Annotated in this window: 26 protein-coding genes; 17 read left to right on the top strand and 9 right to left on the bottom strand. The window is 72.1% G+C overall.

Going from position 1 to position 23,826, the window contains the following annotated elements; translation table 11 throughout:
* Positions 1-14 precede the first annotated feature (14 nt).
* On the bottom strand, positions 15-1,145 hold the full coding sequence (locus FB388_RS05150; RefSeq protein WP_142097586.1) for an FAD-dependent monooxygenase: 1,131 nt from the start codon (positions 1,143-1,145) through the stop codon (positions 15-17).
* 11 nt (positions 1,146-1,156) lie between these two features.
* Entirely contained in the window at positions 1,157-2,143 is a 987-nt protein-coding gene (locus tag FB388_RS05155; RefSeq protein WP_246121631.1) for a cyclase family protein, read from the bottom strand.
* A gap of 106 nt (positions 2,144-2,249) precedes the next feature.
* Here FB388_RS05155 and FB388_RS05160 point away from each other — a divergent pair, with 106 nt between their 5' ends.
* A complete protein-coding gene (locus FB388_RS05160) occupies positions 2,250-3,176 on the top strand; it encodes a LysR family transcriptional regulator (protein WP_142097589.1) in 927 nt (308 codons plus the stop codon).
* A gap of 83 nt (positions 3,177-3,259) precedes the next feature.
* Here the strand turns inward: FB388_RS05160 and folE are convergent, their stop codons facing one another.
* Together folE and FB388_RS05170 are read right to left on the bottom strand one after the other, a co-directional pair.
* The gene (gene folE, locus FB388_RS05165) at positions 3,260-3,907 is read right to left on the bottom strand and encodes a GTP cyclohydrolase I FolE (protein WP_142097592.1); all 648 of its coding nucleotides are present in this window, start codon (positions 3,905-3,907) and stop codon (positions 3,260-3,262) included.
* Complete coding sequence (locus FB388_RS05170) at positions 3,904-4,344, bottom strand: hypothetical protein (RefSeq protein WP_142097595.1); 441 nt, start codon at positions 4,342-4,344, stop codon at positions 3,904-3,906. Before FB388_RS05170 ends, folE begins: the two co-directional genes overlap by 4 nt.
* Before the next feature lie 91 nt (positions 4,345-4,435).
* Here FB388_RS05170 and FB388_RS05175 point away from each other — a divergent pair, with 91 nt between their 5' ends.
* A complete protein-coding gene (locus FB388_RS05175) occupies positions 4,436-5,125 on the top strand; it encodes a helix-turn-helix transcriptional regulator (protein ID WP_142097598.1) in 690 nt (229 codons plus the stop codon).
* 84 nt (positions 5,126-5,209) lie between these two features.
* Here the strand turns inward: FB388_RS05175 and FB388_RS05180 are convergent, their stop codons facing one another.
* Complete coding sequence (locus tag FB388_RS05180) at positions 5,210-5,668, bottom strand: MarR family winged helix-turn-helix transcriptional regulator (RefSeq protein ID WP_142097601.1); 459 nt, start codon at positions 5,666-5,668, stop codon at positions 5,210-5,212.
* A gap of 138 nt (positions 5,669-5,806) precedes the next feature.
* On the opposite strand from FB388_RS05180, the gene FB388_RS05185 reads away from it, so the two are divergent.
* Complete coding sequence (locus FB388_RS05185) at positions 5,807-6,085, top strand: DUF3040 domain-containing protein (RefSeq protein ID WP_170225471.1); 279 nt, start codon at positions 5,807-5,809, stop codon at positions 6,083-6,085.
* Positions 6,086-6,155: 70 nt separating this feature from the next.
* Here the strand turns inward: FB388_RS05185 and FB388_RS05190 are convergent, their stop codons facing one another.
* Both FB388_RS05190 and FB388_RS05195 read right to left on the bottom strand, forming a co-directional pair.
* Positions 6,156-6,764 carry an NAD(P)-dependent oxidoreductase gene (locus tag FB388_RS05190; RefSeq protein ID WP_142097607.1) on the bottom strand — a complete coding sequence of 203 codons (609 nt, stop codon included), beginning with the start codon at positions 6,762-6,764 and terminating at the stop codon, positions 6,156-6,158.
* A 74-nt stretch (positions 6,765-6,838) separates the two neighbouring features.
* The gene (locus FB388_RS05195; protein WP_142097611.1) at positions 6,839-7,774 is read right to left on the bottom strand and encodes a LysR family transcriptional regulator; all 936 of its coding nucleotides are present in this window, start codon (positions 7,772-7,774) and stop codon (positions 6,839-6,841) included.
* 103 nt (positions 7,775-7,877) lie between these two features.
* On the opposite strand from FB388_RS05195, the gene FB388_RS05200 reads away from it, so the two are divergent.
* From FB388_RS05200 to FB388_RS05235, 8 genes are all read left to right on the top strand, one after another.
* Positions 7,878-8,795 carry an MOSC domain-containing protein gene (locus tag FB388_RS05200; RefSeq protein WP_142097614.1) on the top strand — a complete coding sequence of 306 codons (918 nt, stop codon included), beginning with the start codon at positions 7,878-7,880 and terminating at the stop codon, positions 8,793-8,795.
* The gene (locus FB388_RS05205; RefSeq protein WP_142097616.1) at positions 8,788-9,735 is read left to right on the top strand and encodes a PDR/VanB family oxidoreductase; all 948 of its coding nucleotides are present in this window, start codon (positions 8,788-8,790) and stop codon (positions 9,733-9,735) included. The genes FB388_RS05200 and FB388_RS05205 overlap by 8 nt, the downstream gene beginning before the upstream one ends.
* Positions 9,732-10,652 carry an acetamidase/formamidase family protein gene (locus tag FB388_RS05210; RefSeq protein ID WP_142097619.1) on the top strand — a complete coding sequence of 307 codons (921 nt, stop codon included), beginning with the start codon at positions 9,732-9,734 and terminating at the stop codon, positions 10,650-10,652. The genes FB388_RS05205 and FB388_RS05210 overlap by 4 nt, the downstream gene beginning before the upstream one ends.
* 290 nt (positions 10,653-10,942) lie before the next feature.
* Positions 10,943-11,566, top strand: a complete 624-nt coding sequence (locus FB388_RS05215; protein WP_170225472.1) for a DedA family protein — start codon at positions 10,943-10,945, stop codon at positions 11,564-11,566.
* Positions 11,567-11,663: 97 nt separating this feature from the next.
* Complete coding sequence (locus FB388_RS05220; RefSeq protein ID WP_142097625.1) at positions 11,664-12,797, top strand: FAD-dependent monooxygenase; 1,134 nt, start codon at positions 11,664-11,666, stop codon at positions 12,795-12,797.
* Positions 12,794-14,581: a CocE/NonD family hydrolase gene (locus FB388_RS05225; RefSeq protein ID WP_142097629.1), complete on the top strand. Its 1,788-nt coding sequence runs from the start codon at positions 12,794-12,796 to the stop codon at positions 14,579-14,581. The genes FB388_RS05220 and FB388_RS05225 overlap by 4 nt, the downstream gene beginning before the upstream one ends.
* Complete coding sequence (locus tag FB388_RS05230; RefSeq protein ID WP_142097632.1) at positions 14,578-15,063, top strand: nuclear transport factor 2 family protein; 486 nt, start codon at positions 14,578-14,580, stop codon at positions 15,061-15,063. Before FB388_RS05225 ends, FB388_RS05230 begins: the two co-directional genes overlap by 4 nt.
* A gap of 25 nt (positions 15,064-15,088) precedes the next feature.
* A complete protein-coding gene (locus FB388_RS05235) occupies positions 15,089-15,403 on the top strand; it encodes an NIPSNAP family protein (protein WP_142097635.1) in 315 nt (104 codons plus the stop codon).
* 11 nt (positions 15,404-15,414) lie between these two features.
* Here FB388_RS05235 and FB388_RS05240 read toward each other — a convergent pair whose 3' ends face one another.
* Positions 15,415-16,362 carry an AraC family transcriptional regulator gene (locus tag FB388_RS05240; protein WP_246122055.1) on the bottom strand — a complete coding sequence of 316 codons (948 nt, stop codon included), beginning with the start codon at positions 16,360-16,362 and terminating at the stop codon, positions 15,415-15,417.
* Between the two features lie 223 nt (positions 16,363-16,585).
* Here FB388_RS05240 and FB388_RS05245 point away from each other — a divergent pair, with 223 nt between their 5' ends.
* The gene (locus FB388_RS05245; RefSeq protein WP_142097641.1) at positions 16,586-17,764 is read left to right on the top strand and encodes an acyl-CoA dehydrogenase family protein; all 1,179 of its coding nucleotides are present in this window, start codon (positions 16,586-16,588) and stop codon (positions 17,762-17,764) included.
* A 16-nt stretch (positions 17,765-17,780) separates the two neighbouring features.
* On the opposite strand, the gene FB388_RS05250 is transcribed toward FB388_RS05245, so the two are convergent.
* Positions 17,781-18,479: an SDR family NAD(P)-dependent oxidoreductase gene (locus FB388_RS05250; RefSeq protein WP_142097644.1), complete on the bottom strand. Its 699-nt coding sequence runs from the start codon at positions 18,477-18,479 to the stop codon at positions 17,781-17,783.
* Positions 18,480-18,591: 112 nt separating this feature from the next.
* Here FB388_RS05250 and FB388_RS05255 point away from each other — a divergent pair, with 112 nt between their 5' ends.
* The 5 genes from FB388_RS05255 (at position 18,592) to FB388_RS05275 (ending at position 23,821) form a co-directional block, all read left to right on the top strand.
* A complete protein-coding gene (locus FB388_RS05255; protein ID WP_246121633.1) occupies positions 18,592-19,476 on the top strand; it encodes a helix-turn-helix domain-containing protein in 885 nt (294 codons plus the stop codon).
* A gap of 181 nt (positions 19,477-19,657) precedes the next feature.
* On the top strand, positions 19,658-20,482 hold the full coding sequence (locus tag FB388_RS05260; RefSeq protein ID WP_142097649.1) for a PaaX family transcriptional regulator: 825 nt from the start codon (positions 19,658-19,660) through the stop codon (positions 20,480-20,482).
* Between the two features lie 155 nt (positions 20,483-20,637).
* Positions 20,638-21,912 (top strand): MFS transporter, encoded by a 1,275-nt coding sequence (locus FB388_RS05265; protein ID WP_246121635.1) that lies wholly within the window; start codon positions 20,638-20,640, stop codon positions 21,910-21,912.
* The gene (locus tag FB388_RS05270) at positions 21,909-23,012 is read left to right on the top strand and encodes a cupin domain-containing protein (protein ID WP_142097652.1); all 1,104 of its coding nucleotides are present in this window, start codon (positions 21,909-21,911) and stop codon (positions 23,010-23,012) included. Before FB388_RS05265 ends, FB388_RS05270 begins: the two co-directional genes overlap by 4 nt.
* The gene (locus FB388_RS05275) at positions 23,009-23,821 is read left to right on the top strand and encodes a fumarylacetoacetate hydrolase family protein (RefSeq protein ID WP_142097655.1); all 813 of its coding nucleotides are present in this window, start codon (positions 23,009-23,011) and stop codon (positions 23,819-23,821) included. The genes FB388_RS05270 and FB388_RS05275 overlap by 4 nt, the downstream gene beginning before the upstream one ends.
* Positions 23,822-23,826: the final 5 nt, after the last annotated feature.

The raw sequence follows: 23,826 nt of genomic DNA on the forward strand, positions 1-23,826 counted from the left end.
GTCTCCTCTTCTCCTCAGGCGGGCCGGCCGGTGAGCGCGGCGATGCGGCGGAACAGTGCGGGGGCGTCGCCCCGGACGTGGTCGAGCAGCCACCGGGCCAGCTCGTTCGAGGCGTCGACGACGGTCCGGACTCGCTCGTACCGGCGCACGTGGAAGGCGTCCCACAGGTCGTGGTCGAGCACGTCGCGGCCGAGCAGCAGCTCGGCCAGGACCGCGGCGTCCTCCAGAGCCATCGCCCCGCCCTGGGCGAGGGTGGGCGGGCAGGTGTGGGCGGCGTCCCCGACCAGCACGACCCGGCCGCGGTTCCACGGGGCGTCGAGCAGGTGGGTCTCGAACCGCGTGTAGTGGATCCGCGAGGGGTCGGTGAGCGACTCGCGGATCTCGTCCCATGGGCCGTGGTAGGCCTCGGCGAGGCCCTTCATGGTCGCGAGCCGCTCCTGCGGGGACAGGCCGCTGCGGTCCTGCACCTTCTCGACGATGTAGGCGTAGAGCGAGTCGTCGCCGGTGGGGCAGTAGCCGGCGATGTAGGACGGGCCGCCGTAGAACAGGTCGGTGCGGGTGACGCTCGCCGGGCGCGGACCGAACGCGCGCCAGATCCCCATGCCCACCGGCCGCGTCTCCAGGTCGACGTCCACCGCGCGCCGGGTCCAGGACCGGACGCCGTCGGCACCGACCACCAGGTCGTACCGCCCCGCGGAGCCGTCGGAGAACGTAATGTCGACGCCGGCGTCGTCCTGGGTCAGCCCGGTGGGGGCCGTGCCGAACCGGACCTTGACGCCGACCGCGGTGGCGCGGTCGAGGAGGATCCGGGCCAGCTCGGGCCGCGGCATTCCCATCACGGCGGGGAGATCCGGCCCGCCGGTCTTCGCGTCGGGGATCTCCGCCACCACCGTGCCCGCCGGGTCCGGTGCCCGGATGCCGGTGACGTCGAAGGCGTAGCCCTGCTCCCGCACCTGCCCCCAGACGCCGAGCGAGCGCAGCTCGCGCAGCGCGTTGCCCTGCAGGGTGATGCCGGACCCGAGTGCGGTGATCTCCGGCTTGACCTCGACGAGGTCGGCGGCCACGCCGCCCGCGGCGAGGTGGATGGCTGCGGCGGTCCCGGCGAGTCCGCTGCCCACGACGAGGACGCTGGTGGCGGCCGGCATGCGCTGCTCCTTCACTTGAGGGCGATCGGGTTGACCGGGGCGCCGACGGCGCCGGTCACGGGCAGCGGGGCGGCGACGAGCAGGAACTCGTACACCCCGTCGGCAGCGCAGTCGGCGGCCAGCGCGTCGAGGTCCCACATCTCGCCGATGAACAGCCCGAGATGCGGGATGACCACCTGGTGCAGCGGCTGGAAGGCGCCGTCGAACTCGTTGGGGCGGACCTCGAAGCCCCAGGTGTCGGTGGCGACACCCGCGATCTCGGTGCGGTGCAGCCAGCCGGCGGTGGTGAACGACAGGCCGGGCGAGTCCCCGCCTGCGTAGTCCCGCCAGCCCTCGCGGCGGGCGCGCGCCAGGCGCCCGGTCCGCACGAGGACGAGGTCGCCGCGCCCCACGTGCGCGCTCGCACCCTGCGCCGCGATCGTCGCCTCCAGGTGCTCGACGGTGATCGCGAACCCGTCCGGCAGCTCGCCGTCGGTGCCGACCACGCGGCCGACGTCGAGGAGCACCCCGCGCCCCGCGATGTGCGCCGAGGCTGTCTCGATGCCGGTGACCCGGTCGCCCTCGCTGGTGACGACGTCCCCGGCGCGGCGGCCGTTGTAGGCCGTGCCGTGGTCGAAGATGTGCCCGAGCCCGTCCCACTGGGTGGAGGCCTGCAGCGGCATGAACACCACGTCGTCGGCGCCGCCGAACCCGTGCGGGAACCCCTGACCGCGCTCGGCGTCCAGGCCGGTGTCGGTCATCGTGTGCACCGGGTTGGTGCGCCGCCGCCAGCCCTTCTGCGGTCCGTCGGCGTCGAACGACTGGGCCAGCGAGAAGCTCGCGCCGCGCCGGACGAGCGCAGCGCCCTCCCGGCGCTTGGCCTCGTCGAGGAAGTTCAGGGTGCCGAGCACGTCGTCGGCGCCCCAGCGGCCCCAGTTGGAGCAGCGCTTCGCCGCGGCGGCGATCGCATCCTCGGGATCAGTGCGGTCGATACCGCGATCGCCGGTCTGTTCTGGCACGTCGGGTCCTCCTCGAAACGACGAGCCCACGATCCGGGACCGCCGCGTCCTCGGGAAGACGAGATGGCTGATGCGGGATATCAGCCATGTCGATAGCGTCGGCCGCGTGGACCTCAGGAGGCTGGACCTCAACCTGCTCGTGTCCTTGGAGGCGCTGCTGCAGCAGCGCAGCGTCTCCCGGGCCGCGGCGCAGATGGGCCTCTCCCAGCCGGCGCTGTCGGCGTCGCTCGCCCGGTTGCGGCGGCACTTCGACGACGAGCTGCTCACCCGCGTCGGCAACACCTACCGGCTCACCCCGCTCGCGGTGCAGCTCAAGGAGCTCGTGCGCGTCGCGCTCTCCGGCGTCGAGCGGGTGTTCACCGCGCAGCCCGGCTTCGACCCCACCTCGTCACGGCGGGAGTTCTCCCTGCTGGTCAGCGACTACGTGGTCGCCGTGCTCGGGGACGTCCTCGCCCGGCTGCTCGCCGAGGAGGCCCCGCACGCCCGGCTGCGGCTCGCGTCCAACACCCCCGAGATGGTCGACAGCGCGGAGCAGGTCCTGCTCGGCACCGACCTGCTCCTGCTACCGCACGGCTTCGTCACCGACCTGCCGCACCGCGACCTCTACCGCGACGAGTGGGTCTGCGTGGTCTCCGCCGACCACGCCGCGGTCGAGGCCGGCCTCACCGTGCAGCACCTGGCGACGCTGCCGTGGGTGGCGACCTACCACGGGCCGACCGCGTCGACGCCGGCCGCTCGGCAGATGCGGATGTCCGGCATCGAGCCGCGCGTCCAGGTCGTCACCGAGAGCTTCCTGACCGTTCCCGGCCTCGTCGCGGGCAGCGATCGGATCGCGCTGCTGCAGCGCCGGCTCGTCGACCTGTTGCCGCTCGACACCGGGATCCGCGCGCTTCCCGTCCCGTTCGAGGCGGGACCGCTGGTCGAGGCGATGTGGTGGCACCCGGCCTACGACGACGACGCCGAGCACCGGTACCTGCGCGATCTCGTCGAACGAGCCGCCGCCCTGGCGGTGGGGCCGGCGAACTCCGCGTAGCCCTCGCGTCACGTCATGCGCAGAGGGGAAGATCGCGGTCCCCGCGGAAGACCGAGCCCGCCGTGCCCGGCTCGATGAGCTGATCAGTTCCGACCACGAGCGGTCGTCGGGGTGGACGTGGTCAGGGCGAGGAACTCGGCGCGGGAGCGCGGATCCTCGCGCAGCGTGCCGAGCAGGGTCGAGGTGATCGTGTTCGCGCCACCGGCGCGTACGCCGCGCAGGGTCATGCACATGTGCTCGGCCTCGATCACCACCCCGACACCTCGTGGCTCCAGGTGGGTCTGCAGCCAGTCGGCGACCTGCTTGGTCAGTCGTTCCTGGACCTGGGGGCGGCGGGCGAACAACTCGACCACCCGTGCGAGCTTGGACAGGCCGAGGATCCGCTGACCGGGCAGGTACCCGACGTGCGCGGTGCCCAGGAACGGGAGCATGTGGTGCTCGCAGACCGAGTGCACCGGTATCCCGCGGGCCAGCACCAGCTCGTCGTAGTGCTCGTCGTTGGCGAACGTGGTGAGGTCGAAGGACCGAGGGCTGAGCATTTCGGCGTAGGCACGCGCCATGCGCCGCGGCGTGCCGGCCGCCGCGCCCCCAGCCGCGGTGTCCGTCTGCACGCCGAGCGCGGCCAGGAAGGCGGCGGCGGCACGCTCGGCGCCCGGGAGGTCGACACCGTCGGCGGGCGGGACGACCCGCAACGGTGTGGTCGGCGGGAAAGCGCGAGCCGGCGAGGTCATGATGCCCGCGCCCAGGAGTCCCGGTGGCCGAACCCGGTAGCCAGCCGGGCGAGCGCCAACGCGGCGACGAGCAGCCCGAAGTCGCGCAGAGCCACGTCGTAGAAGTCGCCGAGGAGCAGCAGGTTGACGATGATGCCGGCCAGCCACGCGGCGACGACGTACCCGCCGATACGGGGCAGCACCGCGACGAGCACGCCGGCGGCGATCTCCACCACGCCGACCGCCACCATCGCCTGGTGCGCGGTGCCCGGCACGAGACCGTCGATCTGCGGGGCCAGGTAGCCCTCCCAGTCGGTGAGCAACCCGAAGAACTTGTCCATGCCGAACAGCACCGGCGCCACCGTGAACACGGTGCGCAGCAGCAGGAACGCCTGCCGAGCTGCCGGGACGGGATCGGTGCCCGAGGGCGGTGCGGGGGTGTCGCGGTGGGTGGTCATGGTCTCCTCCAGGTCTAAAGGACGCTAACGTGGACGTTAGAACCTCCCAGACTGTTGAGTCAATGGTTGTGTCCTTTAGAAGGGTGGGTCCGTGGACGACTTCGTCTCGCAGGTCAGCGGGGTCAGTGCGCTCGCCGAGCCGGCGCGCCGTGCGTTGTACTTCTACGTCGCTGCGCAGCCCGAGCCGGTGAGCCGAGACCAGGCTGCCGAGGGCGTCGGCCTGCCTCGGCACACCGTGAAGTTCCACCTGGACAAGCTCGTGGAGGAGGGGTTGCTCGACACGGAGTTCCGGCGGCTGTCCGGTCGGCGCGGCCCGGGAGCGGGGCGTCCGACGAAGCTGTACCGCCGTTCCGCCCGGCAGGTCGCGGTCACGCTGCCGCAGCGGCACTACGACTTGGCCGGGCAGATCTTGGCAGGCGCGGTGGAGGCTGCGGACCGCGACGGCGTCCCCGTCCTCGAGGCCGTTCATCGTGCGGCAGCCGAGCGTGGGCGTCGCCTCGGGAGCGGAGTGCGCAGGGACGGCGGGGACGCCTCACCGCTCGACGACATCGCCGCAACGCTCGCCGACAACGGATACGAACCACGCCTCGAGCACGGCGTCCTCGTGCTCCAGAACTGCCCGTTCCACGCGTTGGCGCGGGATCACACCGCCCTCGTGTGCGGCATGAACCTGCACCTCATCACGGCCATGCTCGACGAGCTCGACCGCCCGGAGGTGCAGGCAGAGCTGGATCCGGCGCCGGAGCGGTGTTGCGTGACCCTGGCCTGCTCGCCTGCGTAGGCATCCGGCCGGATCGGCGAGACTCGTGTCGCCGAGCTCCGCATCGGCACTGCGTCGCGGTACGCCCGTGCATTCGGGGTGGGATCAGGATCGGTCGGTGCGGCTCGTCGCCGGGTCGTCCTGCCAGGCGGGGAGTGCGAGCAGGGCATTCATGCGGCGCAGCTCGTCGCGGTGCAGCGCGCTGAGGCGGGCGAGGATCTGCTCGCCGTCCGCGGTCACCTGCACCCGCACCGCGCGTGCGTCGTCCGGATGCGGCACGCGTTCGACGAGCCCCTGGCCCTGCGCCCGGTCGACCAGCTCGACGACGCTGTGGTGGCGGAGCAGGAGGCGGTCGGCCAGCTCCCGCACCGTGGCCCAGTCCCGTCCTGGGAAGCCCTTCAACGCCAGCAGCAGCTGGTACTGCTGCGGGGTCAGGCCGTGGCTGCGCACCGTCTCCTCGCTGAAGCGCAGGTAGCGGCGGATCCCGAAGCGGAACCGGGCCAGCGCCTCGAAGTCCTGCTTGGTCAGCGCTCCCGAGCCTTCCTGCTCGTCGTCTGCCGCCACCGTCACATGACACCACCCACCCACTTCAGCTCGCTCCATCACCCGTGACTGTATCGCTTTACGATACATCGCGGTACGATAGAAGTTGCTGGTCCCGCGGCGGTGACACGAGGTGGAGCGTCGTTCAGGAGGTGCGTCGTGCTCAGTGATCGGGAACGTGAGGCGCTGCGCGAGGTCGAACAACAGATCCTGGACGAGGATCCCGGGTTCGCCCGATCCTTCGAGGCTCGTGCGCAGCGCCTGCCTCACCGGGCAGGCGGGCTGGGTATCAAGATCTTCGTCCTTGCCGGGCTGCTGCTCAGCGCCTTCCTGCTGGTCGCCGGGTCGCTCGCCGGGGCGGCGGCAGTGGCCATCGGAACCGGGCTCATCTGGCTGGCCTGGCGGTGGGCGGGCGGGATGCACCAGCAGCCCTGGTGACGGGTGGGGCACTCAGGTGCTTCCCGCTGTGGATGCGGACGGCGAGTGAGGCGAGCGCGATCCGAACCCGCTAGGCAGCGAGCGGCAGGGCCACGGTGCCGAGGAAGCGGGGAACCTCGGCCTCGTCGAGCATGGCAGCGGCAACGGTTTCCCGGCTGACCCTCGCGCCGAGGTCGAACGGCGGCGCGGCCTCCAGGCCGACCGTGCGCCGGTTGGTGCTCTCCGGTCCGTCGTCGAGCACTCCGGCGTGGAAAACCGTGCCCCCGGCCGCGAGTACGGCGTTGTCGGCCTCCACCTTGTCCGCGAGCCGGTCACCCAGCAGTTTCCCGAGGATCCCGGCTGCCTCTCCCGCCACGGCGGCGGATGTTCCGGTTCCGTAGGCGCCCAGCCAGATGATCCGCTGCGGCCCGGCGGCGACGAGCGCCTTCGCGCCGGCGAGCAGAACCCCTGCCCGGTCCGTGCCGAGCGCGGAAAGGACGACGGAATTGCCATCGACGACGGCGCCGATGCTCGCCGGATCGTTCACGTCACCCGCCCGCTTGTACAAGCCCGGAGATCCGGTGAGTGCGATGCGTTCCGGATCGCGAGCAATGGCGGTGACGGTGTGCCCACGCTGCAGCGCCTGTCGGGTGATGGCGAGCCCGGTGCGGCCGGATGCGGCGAGGACGGTCAGGTTCATGCGGAAACGCTAGAGGGGCCGTCCGGGCGCCATCAAGTGCAAGATCGGTAAGACATTGTTTCCGGATGCGCAATTCACTCGTGGAGCGGGACCGACTGCCCGCCGCCGTCGGCTGCCGCGGCCATGATGTGGCGGGTGCGCTCGCGGAGCAGCTGGTGCGTGCGGTCGTGGTGGTTGCGTGGGTGCCAGGCCATGCTGACCGTCAAGGGTGGCAGCTCCAGGGGGATCGGGAAGGTGCGCAGCCCGAGCGTGTCCAGCATCGACCGCCCCAGCGCGGCCGGGGCGACGCAGACGACGTCGGTCTCGCGGGCCAGGAACAGCGCGGTGGCGAAGCTGGGTACGACGGCGATCACGCGCCGGCGCAGGCCCCGGTCGGCGAGCTGCTCGTCGATCGGGCCGTGGGCCCTGCCGCGCCGGGACACGACGACGTGGTCGGCCGCGGCGAACAGCTCCGGCGTGACGGTGTTCGTCCGTGCGAGCGGGTGGTCCGGCCGCACCGCTGCGATCAGCGTCTCGGTGGCGAGAGCATCCGAGTGGATCTCCGGATCGCCGGGCCGGATGATCCCGATCTCCAGATCCACCAGTCCTTCGCGCAGGGCGGGGGTGTCCTCGAGGTTCTCCGGCCGCAGCCGCAGCGAGATGCCGGGGGCCTGCACCCGCAGGTCGTCGATCAGGGTCGGGATGAACGTCGTGGACAGCATGTCGGTGACCTGCAGGTCGAACGTGCGCACGATGGTCTGCGGATCGGCGGAGTTCGACGGCGCGAACAGCGCTCGGGCTCGCGTGGCGACCGCGTGCACCTCGCCGCGCAGTTCCAGGGCCCGGGGCGTGGGCACGAGATCGCGTCCGGCACGTACCAGGAGCGGGTCGTCGAAGGCGCGCCGCAACCGGCCCAGGGCGCGGCTCATCGCGGGCGCCGAGGTGTGCAGGCGCGCTGCGGCCTTCGTGACGCTGTTCTCGGCGAGCAGTGCGTCCAACGCATCGATCAGGTTCAGGTCGACGTGGTCCACCTGCCGATTGTCACACGTGGAAGGGCTGAGCTCCGACGTTGCAGCGGCGGTAAACGAGTCGGACCCCTGACCGCGCGCGGATTTCGGAGGAGGAAATCCTACGTTGCCGAGAACGCACTCGTCGTCCTCTCGGAATGCGCTTAGGCTCCTCGGCCCTAGAGGCGATCGTCAGCAGCATCGCGACAGAATGGCGGGAACCCGTGTCCGGCGACACATCCACGAGCACGTCCGTGCCGTCATGGTGAAGGGACGGGGCTCGGTGGAAGGGCTCTTCATCCACCCGGTGAAAGGGCTCAGCGCGCAGCCGCTGGACCGTGTCGAGCTCCGGCCGCGAATGGGAATTCCGAACGACCGGATTTTCGCGTTCGCCCGTCCGGACGGCAGGTATCGGCCCGGAACGCGTGCCGGACTGCCCAAGCAGGAGTTCTTCGCCCTGGTCTCGGACCACCGCCTCGTCGGACTCGACACGCACCTCGATACGGAGACCGATGTCCTCACCGCGCGGGTCGCGGGGCACGACGTGCTCAAGGCCGACCTGAGCAGCGAGGAGGGCCGCGACGACGCGGTGCGGTTCTTCACACGCGTTCTCGACCTGCCGGCGGGCGTCACGCCGGTGCTCGCGCGGGAAGTGGGCAGGCGCTTCACCGATGCGGCCGCGGCCGGGGACGGACCAATGAACTGGGTCTCGTTGGTCAACCTGGCCTCGGTCCGTGACCTGGGGTCGCGCACCGGCACCGTGGTCGACCCGACGCGGTTCCGGGCCAACGTCCTCGTCGACGGCCTGCCGGCGTGGTTCGAGTTGGACGCGATCGGTCAGGAGTTCGATCTGGGCGGGGTGCGGGTGCGCGCCGTGCGCCCGACCAAGCGCTGTGCCGCGACCGAGGTCGATCCCGGAACCGGCCGCCGCGACCTCCCGGTGGTGTCCATGATCCACAGGACCTACGGGCACCAGCTCATGGGGATCTACCTGGAGGTCCTCACAGCCGGCGTCCTGGAGAAGGGCAGCGAGGTCGTTGTCTGAGCTGCGTCTGCGAGTCAGCCGGACGACCGACCTCACGCCCACCGTCCGCCGTTTCGTCCTGCAGGACCCCGGGGGGTGCGCGCTGCCGGCGTACGAACCCGGCGCGCACATCGTGGTGACGACACCGGCGGGCCACAAGCGCAGCTACAGCCTCGTCGACCCGGGCGGTGCCCGGCCGCGGGAGTACGTCGTGTGCGTGCGTCGCGGCAGCGGCGGCCGGGGCGGTTCGGGAAGCATGCACGACGACGTGGCGGTGGGCACCGAGCTCGTGGTGTCCGCGCCTGCCAACAGGTTCCCGCTCCGGCCTTCGCCCCGGTACCTGTTCATCGCCGGCGGCATCGGGATCACGCCGATCCGGGCGATGCTGCACCGGCTACGCGCCGGGGGGCGGACCGGTGTGCAGCTGCTGTACCTGACGCGGTCCGCCGAGGAGACTCCGTTCCTGGAGGAGTTCGCCGGCCCGGAGGACACCGTGCACCACAGTGCCGAGCGCGGTCCGCTCGACCTGTGGCCGTACCTCGCCGCCCCGGACGACGACGTGCGCATCTACTGCTGCGGGCCCGCCCCGCTCATGCGGGCCGTGCAGGCGCTGACGGCTCACTGGCGGATGAGCCGCATCCACATGGAGGAGTTCGCCGCCCCGCTCGGCGGGATGTCCTCGCCGTTCACCGCGGTCTGGGCCCCCGACGGGCGCCGGGTCGAGGTTCCCGCGCACCTGTCGCTGCTCGCCGCCCTGCGCCGCGGCGGCGTTCTCGTCGCGTCGTCCTGCGAGGCAGGCGTGTGCGGCACGTGCCGTCTCGCGGTCCTCGACGGCGAGGTCGAGCACCGCGACTCCGTGTTGACCGAAGGCGAGCGCCTTTCGAACGTGGTGGCCTGTGTGTCGCGCGCCAGGTCCGCCGAGATCGTCGTCGGGCCCTGCGACGACGAGGGTGCAGCGTGACGACCCACGAACTGCATCCGGAGCCCGCAACCACGACGGACGTGTTCGACCGCAGCGCCCCGCCCGTCCTGACCGTGCACCCGGGCGACACCGTCGTCGCACGATCACTCGATGCTGCCGGGTTCCTGGAGCGGCAACGCACGCCGGGGGAGGAGCGGCCGAGGATGTTCGACGGGCGGCGCGGCCACTGCCTCACCGGTCCGATCGCGGTGCACGGTGCGGAACCGGGGGACGTGCTCGCGGTCCACATCGTGTCGGCCGAACCGGGGAGCTGGGGATGGACCGCCGCCGGCGCCAAGGACAACGCGCTCAACCGTGCGCTCGGGCTCACCGGTGCGCCCACCTGGCTGCTCTGGGAGATCGACGCCGCCGCCGGGACCGCCACCGACGACCGCGGCCACACGGTTCGGACCTCGCCGTTCCTCGGCGTGATCGGGATGCCGCCGAACGAGCGGGGCCGGCACTCCACGATCACGCCGCGAGCCGCGGGTGGCGGCAACATCGACTGCCGTGACCTGACCGCGGGCGCGACGTTGTTCCTGCCGGTCACCCTGCCCGGGGCGCTGGTGCACCTCGGCGACGGCCATGCTGCGCAGGGCGACGGCGAGGTGTGCGGCACCGCCATCGAATGTCCGATGACGACGGAGGTGACGCTCGACGTCGTCACCCGCGCTCCGGTCCGCGGCGTGCACGCCGTGACCCCCCGCGGGCGTATCACGTTCGGGTTCGACCCGGACCTCAACGCGGCGATGGTGGAAGCGCTTGCCGCGATGGTCACGTGGATGCAGTGCCTCTACGACGTCGACAGGGGCACGGCCGCGGCACTCGCCAGTTCCGTCGTGGACCTGCGCGTCACGCAGGTGGCGAACGAGACCTGGGGCGTACACGCCGTGCTGGCGCACGGGGCCGTGACCTGAGATCCCGATTGTCAGATGTGGAACGGGCCTGTATCGAGCGTGCACTGGTGCTAATCGGCTGCGGGTCCTACTTTCGGCGGTAGGCACGAGGAGGGCGCGGTAGAACCGCGAACGGATCAGCGGCAGTTGTGAATTCCTTTCCGGGAACACGAGCATCGCGACGACATCGGCGTCCCGTCCGGCGACACATTCTGTTGCGTCCCCCGATCAACGCCGTCCTGACTCGCCATGCTTCGAAAGGGATTCCCTGTGAAGATCTCTCCGCACGTCGCGACGACGGGCGAGAAACCGTGATCGATTGGCTCGGACTCGCCGAATCCCTCATCACCTCACCATGGCTGTACGCGGTGCTCATCGCGGTGTCGTTCCTCGACTCGTTCCTGCCGCTGATCCCGAGCGAACCCGTCGTGATCGTCGCGGGCGTGTACGCAGGCACCGGGCAGACGAACATCGGGCTCGTCATCGCCGCCACGACGCTCGGCGCCTTCCTCGGCGATCTCCTCCCGTACACCGTCGGGCGGCTGCTGGGTGCACGAGTGCTCGAGCGGATGCCACCCGGGTCCAGACGCCGAGCTGCGCACGACTGGTTCACCCGCGAGCTCGACGCACGGGGCGGGTTCATCCTCGTGACCACGCGGTTCATCCCGGTCGGGCGCTACTTGGCCACCCTGTCCACCGGGCTCGTCGGCTACCCGCTGCGCAAGTACATGATGTTCGTCGCGGTCGCCACCTCCAGCTGGAGCGCCTACACCGCGCTCACCGGCTACCTCGGCGGCGTCATGTTCCAGGACAACACGCTGCTCGGGATCGGCGTCGGTGTCGGCCTCGCGTTCGTGGTGACCGCTGTCATCGAGGCCGTGCGCCACATCCGCCGTCGCAGGAACGTCGCCGGGCGCCACACGGCCGTCGACTGACGCCGGTATCTCCGCACTTCGGATTCGAGAAGACGGAACAGCAGGAGCACGCAATGGGATCGAGAACATCCCGGTCCACGACCAAGGGGGAACTGTCATGCGAGCTGTGGTGATCGGTGCCGGAATCGTCGGCCTGACCAGTGGGATCGCGCTGCGCCGCTCCGGGATCGATGTCGTGGTCCACGAGCACGCGCCGGAGATCCGCGCCGCAGGCGCGGGACTGGGGCTCTGGGCCAACGCGCTGAGCGTGTTCGACGAGCTCGGCATCGGCGAACAGGTGCGCGCCATCGGCAAACCCAGCGAGATGTACTTCCACGACCCGGCCGGGCGGCTGCTCGACACCCCGGAGTTCGGTGCCGAGGACCACCAGTACCTGCTGGTGCACCGGGCGAAGCTGACGGATCTGCTCGCCGACACCGTGGGGCGGGACAACATCCGTCTGGCCACCGGGTTCCAGTCCTACGACGAGCACGACGACCACGTCACGGTGCGGTTCACCGACGGCACCAGCGAGGACGCCGATGTGCTCGTCGGGGCGGACGGCGCGTACTCGGCGGTGCGCGCGCAGCTGGTACCGGGCTTCCCGGCCCAGGAGCACGCCGGCCACCAGGTCTGGCGCGCCGTCATCCCGGCCACGGGCTTCACCGTGCCCGAGAACCGCCTGATCCTGGGCTACAACCGCTGCCGGGGCGGGTACGTCCGCACCTACGACGGGCACGTCTACTGGCTGCTGAACCAGTTCGACTCGCCCCCGCTGACCGGCACCCGGAAGCAGCAGGCCCTGGAACGGGTCGTCCACCTCCAGGAGGAAGGCCAGGACTCGCTCCTGGCCGACCTGATCGCCGCGACGCCGGAGGAGCAGATCCTGCAGAACCAGATCATGCTCGTGCCGCCGCTGCCGCACTGGGTCTCGGGGCGGGTCGTCCTGGCCGGGGACTCGGCCCACGCGATGTCGCCGCACATCACCGCCGGCGCGACGTTGGGCATCGAGGACGCCGCCCTGCTGGGCCACCTGCTCGCGCCCGGCGCCGACGTCCCCGCCGCACTGGCCCGGTACCAGGCCATCCAGATCCCGCGGTACGAGCACGTCGCGGAGCTGTCCGCGGCGGTCGAGCACGCGCCAACGCCTGAGGAGTTCGCCCGGCACTACGCCGCGTTCAGCCACTGGATGATCAGCCAGCAGCCGCAGCGCCCCGAGATGCACCCCGAGAAGCACACGGTGCAGGCATGACGTTCGTCGTGGAGGTGGACGTCCCGGTGCCGATGCGCGACGGGACCGCGCTCGCCACCAACGTGTGGCGTCCCGAGGGGCCGGGACCGTTCCCCGTGCTGCTGGTCCGCACCCCGTACGGCAAGGACGACGCCGGCACGTTCGGCAACCCGAAGCTGCCCGACGTGTTCGCGCTCGTGGAGGCCGGTTACGCGGTGGTCGCGCAGGACGTCCGCGGGACCTCCCGGTCACCCGGGACGTTCGTGCCGAACGCGCACGAGGGCAGCGACGGTGTCGACACGCTCGAGTGGCTGGCCGCGCAGTCGTGGTGCGACGGCGCGGTCGGCATGTGGGGCGGGTCCTACATGGGGTTCACCCAGTGGCAGGCGGCCGTGCGCGGGGCTCCGGCGCTGCGCGCGATCGCACCCGTCATGAGCTCCGCCGACCTGTACGGGGCACCGTGGTACTCCCCGGGCGGCGCGTTGTCGCAGGACGCCGTCCTGACCTGGGGCACGCTGTCGGCCCTGCGCAACCTGCGCCGCGACCTCGCCGACGGCCGCGGCGACCCGTCCGACGCCGGAGTGCTCCTGGAGGGCCTGGCCGATCCGCGGCTGCTGCACGACCCGCTGCCGGTCGCGGAACGCGATGTGATGACGCGTCACCTGCCCTGGGTGGGCGAGGTGCTCGGCCATCCGGAACGGGACGCGTTCTGGCAGCGGGTCGCCGCGATCGACCACTGCGACGGCATCACGGTTCCGGCGCTCAACGTGGGCGGTTGGTACGACGTGTTCATCGGCGAGACCGTGCGGTCCTACACGAGGATGCGTCGCCACGGGGGCAGCGCCGAGGCGCGCGACGGTCAGCGCCTGCTCATCGGCCCCTGGTGCCACGCCGACGGCACCGACCTCGGTACCTTCCCCGACCGGTCGTTCGGGCTCGAAGGCAGCATCAAGGCCGCCGACGTGACCGCCGCGCACCTGCGGTTCTTCGACCGTTGGGTCCGCGGCAGGACGGACACGCCCGACGACCCGCACCCGGTCCGGATCTTCGTCATGGGCGTCGACCAGTGGCGCGACGAGGCGGACTGGCCGCTCCCGGACACCCGGTACACCGACTTCTTCCTCGCCGGGGGCGGCCGCGCCAACACCGCCACCGGCGACGGCGTCCTGACGCGCGACGGCGCACCGGTGGACGCGGTGGACACCTTCCTCTACGACCCGCGCCGCCCGGTTCCGACCGTGGGTGGCACCGTGCTCGCCGCCGTCCCGGGCGCGTACCCCGGCCCCGCCGACCAGGCGGCGGTCGAGAAGCGCGAGGACGTGCTGTGCTTCACCACCGCCGTGCTCGAGCGGCCCGTCGAGGTCACCGGCCACGTCACCCTGGTGCTGCACGTCTCCTCATCGGCGCCGGACACCGACTTCACCGGCAAGCTCGTCGACGTGCACCCGGACGGGAAGGCGATCCTGGTGTGCGAGGGCGTGCAGCGCGCCCGCTACCGCAGGTCGCTCACCGAACCGGAGCCCCTGGAGCCGGGGACGGTCTACGAGCTGGCCATCGGACTGAGCGTCACGTCGAACGTCTTCCTGCCCGGGCACCGCATCCGGCTCGAGGTCTCCAGCAGCAACTTCCCGCGCTACGACCGCAACACCAACACCGGCGGGACGATCGCCACCGACGGCGAGGACGACCTGGTCGTCGCGGTCAACCGGGTCCACCACGGACCGGCGCGGCCGAGCCGCTTGGTCCTGCCGCTGATCGAACGGCCGGCCGCAGTGCATCCGACGAAAGGGGAGGTGCGGGCGTGAGCGCGCTGGAGGATCTTCTGGACCGGGCGGCTATCGCCGACGTCGTCGCCGGTCTCGCCCACGCCCAGGACGACCGGGACTGGGCTGCGCTGCGGCGGCTGTTCGCCGACGAGGTGGTCCTGGACCTGTCGACCCACCACTACGGCAGGCCGCCGACGACCATGGCGGCCGCCGACCTCGTCGACCTCGCCCGTGGGGTGCTGGCGGGCTTCGACTGCACCCACCACGCCGCCTCCAACCTCGTCGTGCGCCTGTCGGGAGACGCGGCCGAGTGCCGCACGCACATGGTCGCCTACCACCACGTCCCCGCGGACCCCGGCGTCGTCGACCACTGCACGATGCGCGGCTACTGGCAGCTGGAGCTCCGCAGGCTCGACGGACGCTGGCTGATCACCCGGTGGGCCGTGCTGCGCACCGGGCCGTGGGAAGGATCTCCGGACGTCTACACGCTCGCTGCCGCACGCAGCGCGGCGGCGTCCTGACCGCCGCTGCGAAGGAGGGACATCGATGTTCTACGAGATCCGCACGGAGCACGCACGCGCCGGCCGCGGCGCCGAACTGGCCCGCTACATGGACGAGACCGTCATCCCCTTGCACCGGGAGATGGGGATGCACGTGGTGGGAGCGTTCACGGTGGTCGGCGACGAGGACGCCTTCGTCTGGATCCGACGCTTCGAGGACGCCGCCGACCGCGAACGCATCCTCGATGCCGTCCATCGACATCCCCGGTGTGCGGCCATGATCGACACCGTTTCGGCGCTCGTGGGCCGAGTCGAGTCCGTGGTCCGGATGGAGCCGACCCCTGGGTCCGCACTCCGCTGACCCGGCGCACGTCAACCGGTGTGGGTCTGCGCCGAGGATCCCGATCGGGTCCCGGCAACGCCCGGATCACCGGGAACCCGGGGTTCCGGGGACGTGCGGCGGAAGCGGCCCGGTGACACCCCGTACTCACGGCGGAACGCCGCCGAGAAGGCGAACTCGGTCGAGTACCCGACCTCGCGCGCGACCGTGGCCAGCGGGGCGTCGGTCTCCCGGAGCAGCCGAGCGCCTCGAGCCAATCGCCAGCTGATCAGGTAACTGATCGGCGGTTGCCCGACCGCCGCCGTGAACCGCTTGGTGAACGCCGTGCGGGGCATTCCGGCGGCCTCGCTCAGCCCGCCGACCGTCCACTGCCGCTGCGGGTCTTCGTGGATCTGCTGCAGGGCGACGGCGACCGCCGGGTCGTCGGTGGCCGGCCACCCGGCCCCGCCGTGCCGTTCGTGCCACTGGCGCAGCACGTGGACCAGGACCAGGTCCAGCAGCGCAGGCAGCGTCGCCCCGGCACCCATCTGCGTGTCCGACACGGTCGCGCCGAGGAGGCCGACCACCGCCCGCATCTCGGGATGGCGGTCGTAGTCCAGTGACACCACGGCGAGGTCGGGCAGGGCGCGCAGGTACTGCGGTGCGCGACCGTGCTGGAGCCGGTAGCAGCAGGTCAGGAACTCGAAGCCGAATGGCTCCGGTGCCGGCGACGTCGGACCCGTCACGACGGGTGGCAGGCTTTCCAGCGCACCAGGGACGTGGCTGAGGCCGTGCTCGCCCGCGGACGAGGCGAGCACGACATCACCTGGTTCCAGGGCGACAGGCTCCTCGTCCTTCCTGATCAACCAGCAGGTACCGCGCACGACGATGTGGACGCCGCTGCCGACGATGGCGGGCAACCGCAACCCCTGGCCGTCCGACTGCCTGATCAGGCAACCGTTGGCGCTGCCGACCCGGATGGTGCGGATGACCTCACTCATCAGGTCCACGCCGTCGATGCTATCGGCGCACGTCCGCGGCTCGGGTGCACATCCTCGTATGAACCGGGGCAGCTCGCGCATGGTCCCGCGCTCCCGATCGATGTTGGGTCGAGGTCGTGATCGACCGCCGCCCGGCGGACGAGCCCAGCGGGCCGGCGCGGGGTGCCGCTTCCGCCGCGTCGCACCCCGTACCTCTGAAACGCCGTACTACTGAAGGAGAACCGTGCCGACCGACCTCGATGTCGCCCCTGCCGCCGGACTCGCCGATCCCTGGGAGCGGGCGCGGGCGGCTCGTGCGGTGCTCGCCGCGAACGCCGAGGCGACGGAGCAACGGGGGAGGCCAACGGCCGCGAGCCTCGCCGCGGCTCGTGACGTGGGTGCGTTCGCCGTGACGACCCCGGCCCGCTTCGGCGGTCTCGACGCCGACAACCGCACCATGGTGCGGGTGTTCGCCGAGCTGGGCGCCGGCTGCCCGTCGACGTCCTGGCTCGCGGCCGTGTCGGCGACGGCCAAGTCGATGTTCACCGACTGGATGACCGCCGAGGCGCAGGAGGCCTTCTACACCGATCCGCACGTGTCGATCTGCGGCACCGCCATGCCGACGGGACGCGCCCGGACGGCGGCCGGCGGGACCCGGATCACCGGCCGCTGGTCCTACGCCTCGGGTTGCCTGGACTCCCCGTGGGCGATGGTGGGAGCGAGCGTCCTCGACGACGAACCCACCGGCCAACCGCACCTGGTGCTACTGCCCACCGACGAGCTGACGGTCGAGCACACCTGGGACGGGGTGGCCGGGTTGCGGGGCACGGGCAGCCACACGCTGGTGGCCGACGACGTGTTCGTCCCGGACGCCTTCCTCATGACGCCGCGGCAGGGCCCTCCGTCCGCCGCGCGCCGGATGCAGGTCGCACTGCACACCGTCTCCCCGCTGCTCGGCGCGGCGAAGGGGGCGCTCGACGTGGCCGGGCCGCTGATGACGACCGACCGCCCGGTGTTCGGCACCGCCTACCGGCGCCGGGTCGAGTCGCCATCGGCACGACACCTCTTCGCCGAGGCCGCCCACCTCGTCCACGCCGCCGAGCAACGCACCCTGGGCGTGGCCGACGTGCTGGACGCCGCCGAGCGCGCCCATCCCGTCTCGCCCGTCGAGTTCGCCCACGTGCGGATGCAGCTCATGGCCGCGGTGCAGGACTGCCGCCACGCGGTGGAGAAGCTCCTCGACCTGCACGGCTCCAGCATGTTCGCCGCCGGGAACCCGCTCGGCCGGTTCTGGCGCGACCTCGCCGTCGGCTCCCGCCACGGCGCGGTCAGGCCCTGGGTGGCCGCCGACGACTACAGCCGCGTCCTGATCGACGACGGCGCGGCGGAGCCGACGCCGGCCGCCGACGCCGGCCGCGCGTGACTCCCCATGCCGGCCCTCAGGACCAGGCGATCTCACCGGATCGGTCGACGAAGCGTCCGCTGCCGGCCCCTGGCCCCTCGGTGGCGAGGCCGACGATGGCATCGGTGCCTTCGGTGACGGTCTGGAAGCCGCTGTGGCCGTTGAGGTCGGTGGCCGTGTAGCCGGGGTCGGCGGCGTTGATGCGGATGTCCGGGAGCGCCTTGGCGTACTGGGTGGTCAGCATCGTGAGCGCGGCCTTCGAGGCCGTGTACAGCGGTGCGACGACCTTCGACTCGGCCCGCGACGGGTCGTGGGTGTGGGCGAGCGACCCCATCCCGCTGCTGACGTTGACGATCACCGGATCCGGCGACCGGCGCAGCAGCGGCAGGAACGCGGTGGTCGTCCGCACCACACCGGCGAGGTTGACGTCGAGGACACCGAGGGCGTCGGGCCCGCGGAGCGTGCTGGGGTCGCCTGCCGGGCCGTGGACGCCTGCGTTGTTGACCAGGACGTCGATGCGGCCCTCGTGCTCGGCGACGTCCGCGGCCGCGGCGGCGACGGACGCGTCGTCGGTCACGTCGATGCGGACGAACCGCGCGCCGAGCGCGGCGGCGGCCTCCGCGCCCCGTTCGGCGTCGCGCGCCCCGACGAGCACGGTGTGGCCGAGCTCGACGAGGCGGCGGGCGGTCTCGCGCCCGAGACCCTTGTTCGCACCGGTGATGAAGGTGATCGTCATGCGGCCAGTGTTCGTCCGCCCCCGGCGCGCGGCCAGGGACGGCTCGACGGTAGGAGCAGCAGTACCACCATCGCCATCCCGTCGACGACCGACGATGGGGGAAGGTGGACTCATGACCAGGTCGTCCGAGGCCGGGCTCGGCGCGATGATCCGCACGTGGCGGGAGAGGCTGCCGCCGTCGGCGGCTGCGCTGCCGGTGGGCCGGGCCCGCCGCGCGCCCGGGCTGCGCCGGGAGGAGCTGGCCGACCTCGCAGGCGTGTCGGTCGACTACGTGGTGCGTCTGGAGCAGGGGCGGGCCAGGACGCCCTCGGCCCAGGTGGTGGCGTCGCTGGCGCGCGCCCTGCAGCTGACCACCGCGGAGCGGGACCACCTGTACCGGCTGGCCCACCTCGTCCCACCGGCGGACGGCCTGATCTCCGATCACATCCCGCCCGGCGTCCACCGCGTGCTCACCCGGCTCGGGGACGTCGCCGTTGCCGTGTTCGCAGCGGACTGGCAGCTGGTCTGGTGGAACCGCAGCTGGGCCGCGCTGCTGGGCGACCCCTCCTCGTCGCCGCGGCAGCTGCGCAACTTCGCCCGCGACAGGTTCCCGGTGGGCGGCGGTCCGGCCCACCTCGCGCGGTGGCCCGTGACCGAGCAGGACAGCTCCGCCACCGACGCCGCGGTCGTGTCCGACCTGCGCCGCGCCACCGGCCGCTTCCCGCACGACATCCGGCTCGCCGAGCTGATCCGCTCCCTTGAGGCGGGCAACGAACGGTTCGCCGAGCTGTGGGCGGCGGGCACGGTGGCGGCCCACCGGGAGGACCGCAAGACGATCGAGCACCCGTCGGTGGGCCCGGTCGCGGTGGACTGCGACGTGCTGAGCGACGGGGACTCCGAGCTCAAGATCGTGATCATGACGGCGGTGCCGGGCAGCGCCGACGAGACCAAGTTGCGGCTCGCCGCGATCGGTGGCCCGCCCGCTCCGGGTACCCCGGAACCGTTCGTTCCGGCCTGAGATCGGCGCCGGAGTTCCAGCCGGCGCATCGGTCTGAGCCGCTCCCCGAAGGCGTTCCGCGCTCAGCTTCCCGAGGCAGCCGGGCCGGCTCGTCGGGCCGGTGTCGTCCCGACCGCAGCGGCCGGTTCGGGTGTAACACTGTGGCCGCGCATCCCGTCGATGCGCAACGGGAGGTGTCTACGTGAAGGCGCGGTCACTGGTCTTCGACCTGTTCGGCGACTACCTGCGCTACCGGGGCGGCGAAGCCCGGCTGCGCAGCCTCGTGGCGCTGATGGGTTGCTTCGACGTCCCGGAGTCCACGGTCCGGGTCGTGGTCACCCGGCTGCGGAAGGAGGGGTGGCTGACGAGCCGCCGCGACGGGCGGGAGACGGTGTACGCGCTCAGCGACGCGGCATGGGCCCTGCTGGACGAGGGGCGGGAGCGGATCTTCCACCGCGCGCAGGGGCCGTGGGACGGGCAATGGCACATGGTCATCTACTCGGTGCCGGAGACCGAGCGGGGGCTGCGCGAGCAGCTGCGCAAGAAGCTCGCCTGGTTCGGTTTCGGGCCGCTGTCGGCCGCGGTCTGGCTGAGCCCGCACGACCGGACGGGGCTGGTGCTCGAGGCGTTCGTCGACGAGCCGGCCGTGCAGCTCGACGTGTTCCAGTCGCGGTCGAGGGGCACGTCGGTGGACCGGGACATCGCTGCGCGGTCCTGGGACCTGGAGGGCCTCAACGGCGCCTACGGTGAGCTGCTCGAGACCTACCGGCCCCGGCTCGCCGCATACCGCTCGGGCGAGCTGCAGGGGGCGCGCGCCCTCGTCGAGCGGATGACGCTGGTCCACGACTACCGCCGCTTCCCCTTCCGGGACCCCGACCTGCCGCCCGAGCTGCTGCCCGAGGGCTGGTGCGGCCGGGTCGCGCACGAGGTGTTCCTCGAGGCGCACGGCCTCCTGCGCGGGCCGGCCGAGGCGTGCGTCGACGCGCTCCTCCGGTCTGCGGCGATGCCGGATGACGCCGCCGACTAGTCCCCGCGCCGCATAAACATTTCACAACCTGGACGGTCGTCGCAGTCTCGTTGTAAGTTGACGGAGCCCCGCCGCGTCGGCGGTGTTGCGGTTCAACGAGGAGCGTGGTGCTCGTGTCACAGGCGACAAGCCCACATGCCCGATCCGGACTCGTCGTGGTGGCACTGTGCTTCCTGACGATCGTCTTCGACGGCTACGACCTGATCGTCTACGGCTCGGCGGTGCCGAGCCTGCTGGCCGAGCCGGGCTGGGGCATGGGTCCGGCCCAGGCCGGCGCCATCGGCAGCTACGCGCTGGCGGGCATGCTGGTCGGCGCACTGGGCGCGGGCGCGGTCACCGACGCGGTCGGCCGCCGCCGGATCATGCTCATCGGCATCACCTGGTTCTCGGTGCTGATGCTGGCGTGCGCCGTGGCTCCGGGCCCCGGCGTGCTCGGGATCCTGCGGTTCCTCGCCGGCCTCGGGCTCGGCGGCGTCATCCCGTCCGCGATCGCGCTCACGGTCGAGTACGCCCCCCGGGGACGCCGCCAGCTCTACAACGCGCTCATGTTCGTCGGCTACTCGGTGGGCGGTGTCCTCGCCGCGGTGATGGCGTTGCTGCTCGCCGCGGACCACGGCTGGCGTCCGCTGCTCGCGATCGGGGCGGCGCCGCTGGTGATCGTGCTGCCGCTGGCGTGGCGGTTCCTGCCCGAGTCGGTCGGATACCTGCTGGCGAAGGGTCGCGACGACGAGGCGCAGGCGCTGGCCGTCCGCTACGGCCTCGACCTGCCCGCGCTGCGCGCCGAGCGGACCGCCTCGACGGGCGCGGCCGGCCCGCGGGGGCTGTTCCGCCCGGGCACCGCCGGTGCGACGCTCCTGTTCGGCGCCGCGAGCTTCTGCGGCCTACTGCTGGTCTACGGGCTCAACACCTGGCTGCCGCAGATCATGCGCCAGGCCGGCTACCCGTTGGGGTCCGCCCTGACCTTCCTGCTGGTGCTGAACCTCGGCGCCATCGCCGGCACGGTCGTCGCCTCGGTGCTCGCGGACCGGTTCGGGCCCAAGCCGGTCACCGCGGGCGCGTTCCTGCTCGCCACCGCCTGTCTGGTGGTCCTCAGCCAGCGGGTCGACACGTGGCTGCTGCTCGTGGCGGTGGCCGTGGCCGGCCTGGGCAGCGTCGGCACCCAGATCCTGGTGAACGGCTACGTCGCGGTGCACTACCCGACACCGGTCCGGGCCACCGCGCTCGGCTGGGCGCTGGGCGTCGGGCGCGCAGGCGCGATCGTCGGCCCGCTGTTCGGCGGCTGGGTGCTGGCGTCGGGGATCGGGTTCGAGTGGAACTTCTACGGGTTCGCCGTCCCCGCGCTCGCCGGCGCCGTGCTGATCGCCCTCGTCCCGCGAGCGAGCGGGAACACCGCACACGTGACAACGACGAAGGAGGAGGCGACGGCATGACCTCGACCGTCCCGCAGGACAACAGCACGATCACGCCTCAGGAGCAGGAGCAGCTCGACGAGCTGTACGCGGCGTTCGAGGCGGCGCACATGAAGCCGCTGTGGACCCAGATCGGCGGCCTGATGCCGACGAGCCCGGTGCCCGACTCGCTGCCGATGCTGTGGCGCTGGTCCACCCTGCTGCCCCTTGCCGAGCGGGCAGGCGTGCTGGTGCCGGTCGGCCGCGGCGGGGAGCGGCGCGCGATCGCACTGGCGAACCCGGGCCTGCCGGGCACCCCGTACACGACGCCGACGCTGTGGTGCGCGATCCAGTACCTCGGCCCGCGCGAGGAGGCGCCTGCGCACCGGCACACCCAGACCGCGTTCCGGTTCGTCGTCGAGGGCGAGGGCGTGTGGACCAACGTCGAGGGCGACCCGGTCGCGATGCGCCGCGGCGACCTCCTGCTCACCCCCGGCATGCACTTCCACGAGCACCACAACACGACCGACCACCCGATGGCCTGGATCGACGGGCTGGACATCCCGCTGGTCCGCACGGTCGACGCCGGGTTCTTCGAGTTCGGCCCGGACGTGCTCGCCACGAAGGAGACGCCGGAGGTCTCGCGCAACGAGCGGCTGTGGGGCCACCCCGGCTTGAGGCCGGTCGGGGCGCCTGCGCCCAGGACCCCGCTGTCGTCGCCCCTGATGGCTTACCGGTGGGAGCACACCGACGCCGCGCTGACCGCGCAGCTGGAGCTGGAACGCGACGGGCATCCGGGTGTCGTCGAGCCCGGGCACGCGGTCGTGCGGTTCACCAACCCGGCGACGGGCGGGGACTGCCTGTCGACCATGCGCTGCGAGATGCACCGGCTGCGGGCGGGCACCCGCACCGCGCTGACCCGCACCGCGGGCTCCTCGGTGTGGCAGATCTTCTCCGGTTCCGGCGTGGTCACCGTCGGCGACGAGCGCTACGAGGTCGGCACCGGCGACCTGTTCTGCGTGCCGTCCTGGGCGGGCCTCGCCTTCGACACCGACTCCGGCCTCGACGCCTTCCGGTTCTCCGACGAGCCCGTCTTCGAGGCGCTCGGCCTCGCCCGCACCGCACGTGAGGAGCGCCCGTGAAGCTCGCGACCGTCCGCACCGCCGGCGGGACGGCGGCCGTCCGGGTCGACGACGACGGCGCGGTCGAGCTGGGTGCGGCCGACCTCGGCGAGTTCCTGGCGCGGCCGGACTGGAAGGCGGCCGCGGCCGCCGCCGACGGCCCCCGGCACGAGCTGGCCGGGCTGGACTACGCCCCGCTCGTCCCGCGCCCCGAGAAGATCTTCTGCGTCGGCCTGAACTACCGCACGCACATCCTCGAGATGGGCCGGGAGCTCCCAGGGGCCCCGGCGCTGTTCGCGAAGTTCGCCCGGGCGCTGGTCGGTGCGTACGACCCGGTGGAGCTGCCGGCCGGCTCGGACCAGGTCGACTGGGAGGCCGAGCTCGGCGTGGTGGTCGGGGCCGAGGTCCGGCACGCCACGCCGGAGCAGGCAGCGGCGGCGATCGCCGGCTACACCGTGGTCAACGACGTCACCGCGCGGGACTTCCAGTACCGCTCGGTGCAGTGGCTGCAGGGCAAGACCTTCGAGCGCAGCACGCCGGTGGGGCCATGGCTCGTGACGGACGCCGAGCCCGGGGAGATCTCGTGCGAGGTCGACGGGGACGTCGTGCAGAAGGCCGACACCGCGGACCTGGTGTTCGGCCCCGCGGACCTGGTGGCCTACATCTCGCAGATCATCACGCTGGTTCCGGGTGACCTCATCGCCACCGGCACCCCCGGCGGTGTCGGGCACGCCCGCAAGCCACCGCGCTACCTGAGCGAGGGGTCCGAGCTGGTCACCCGCGTCGAGGGTGTGGGCGAGCTCCGCAACACCGTTGCGAAGGGGGCCTGACCCCG

Origin of the sequence: Pseudonocardia cypriaca (assembly GCF_006717045.1) — a bacterium.
GTDB lineage: Bacteria > Actinomycetota > Actinomycetes > Mycobacteriales > Pseudonocardiaceae > Pseudonocardia > Pseudonocardia cypriaca.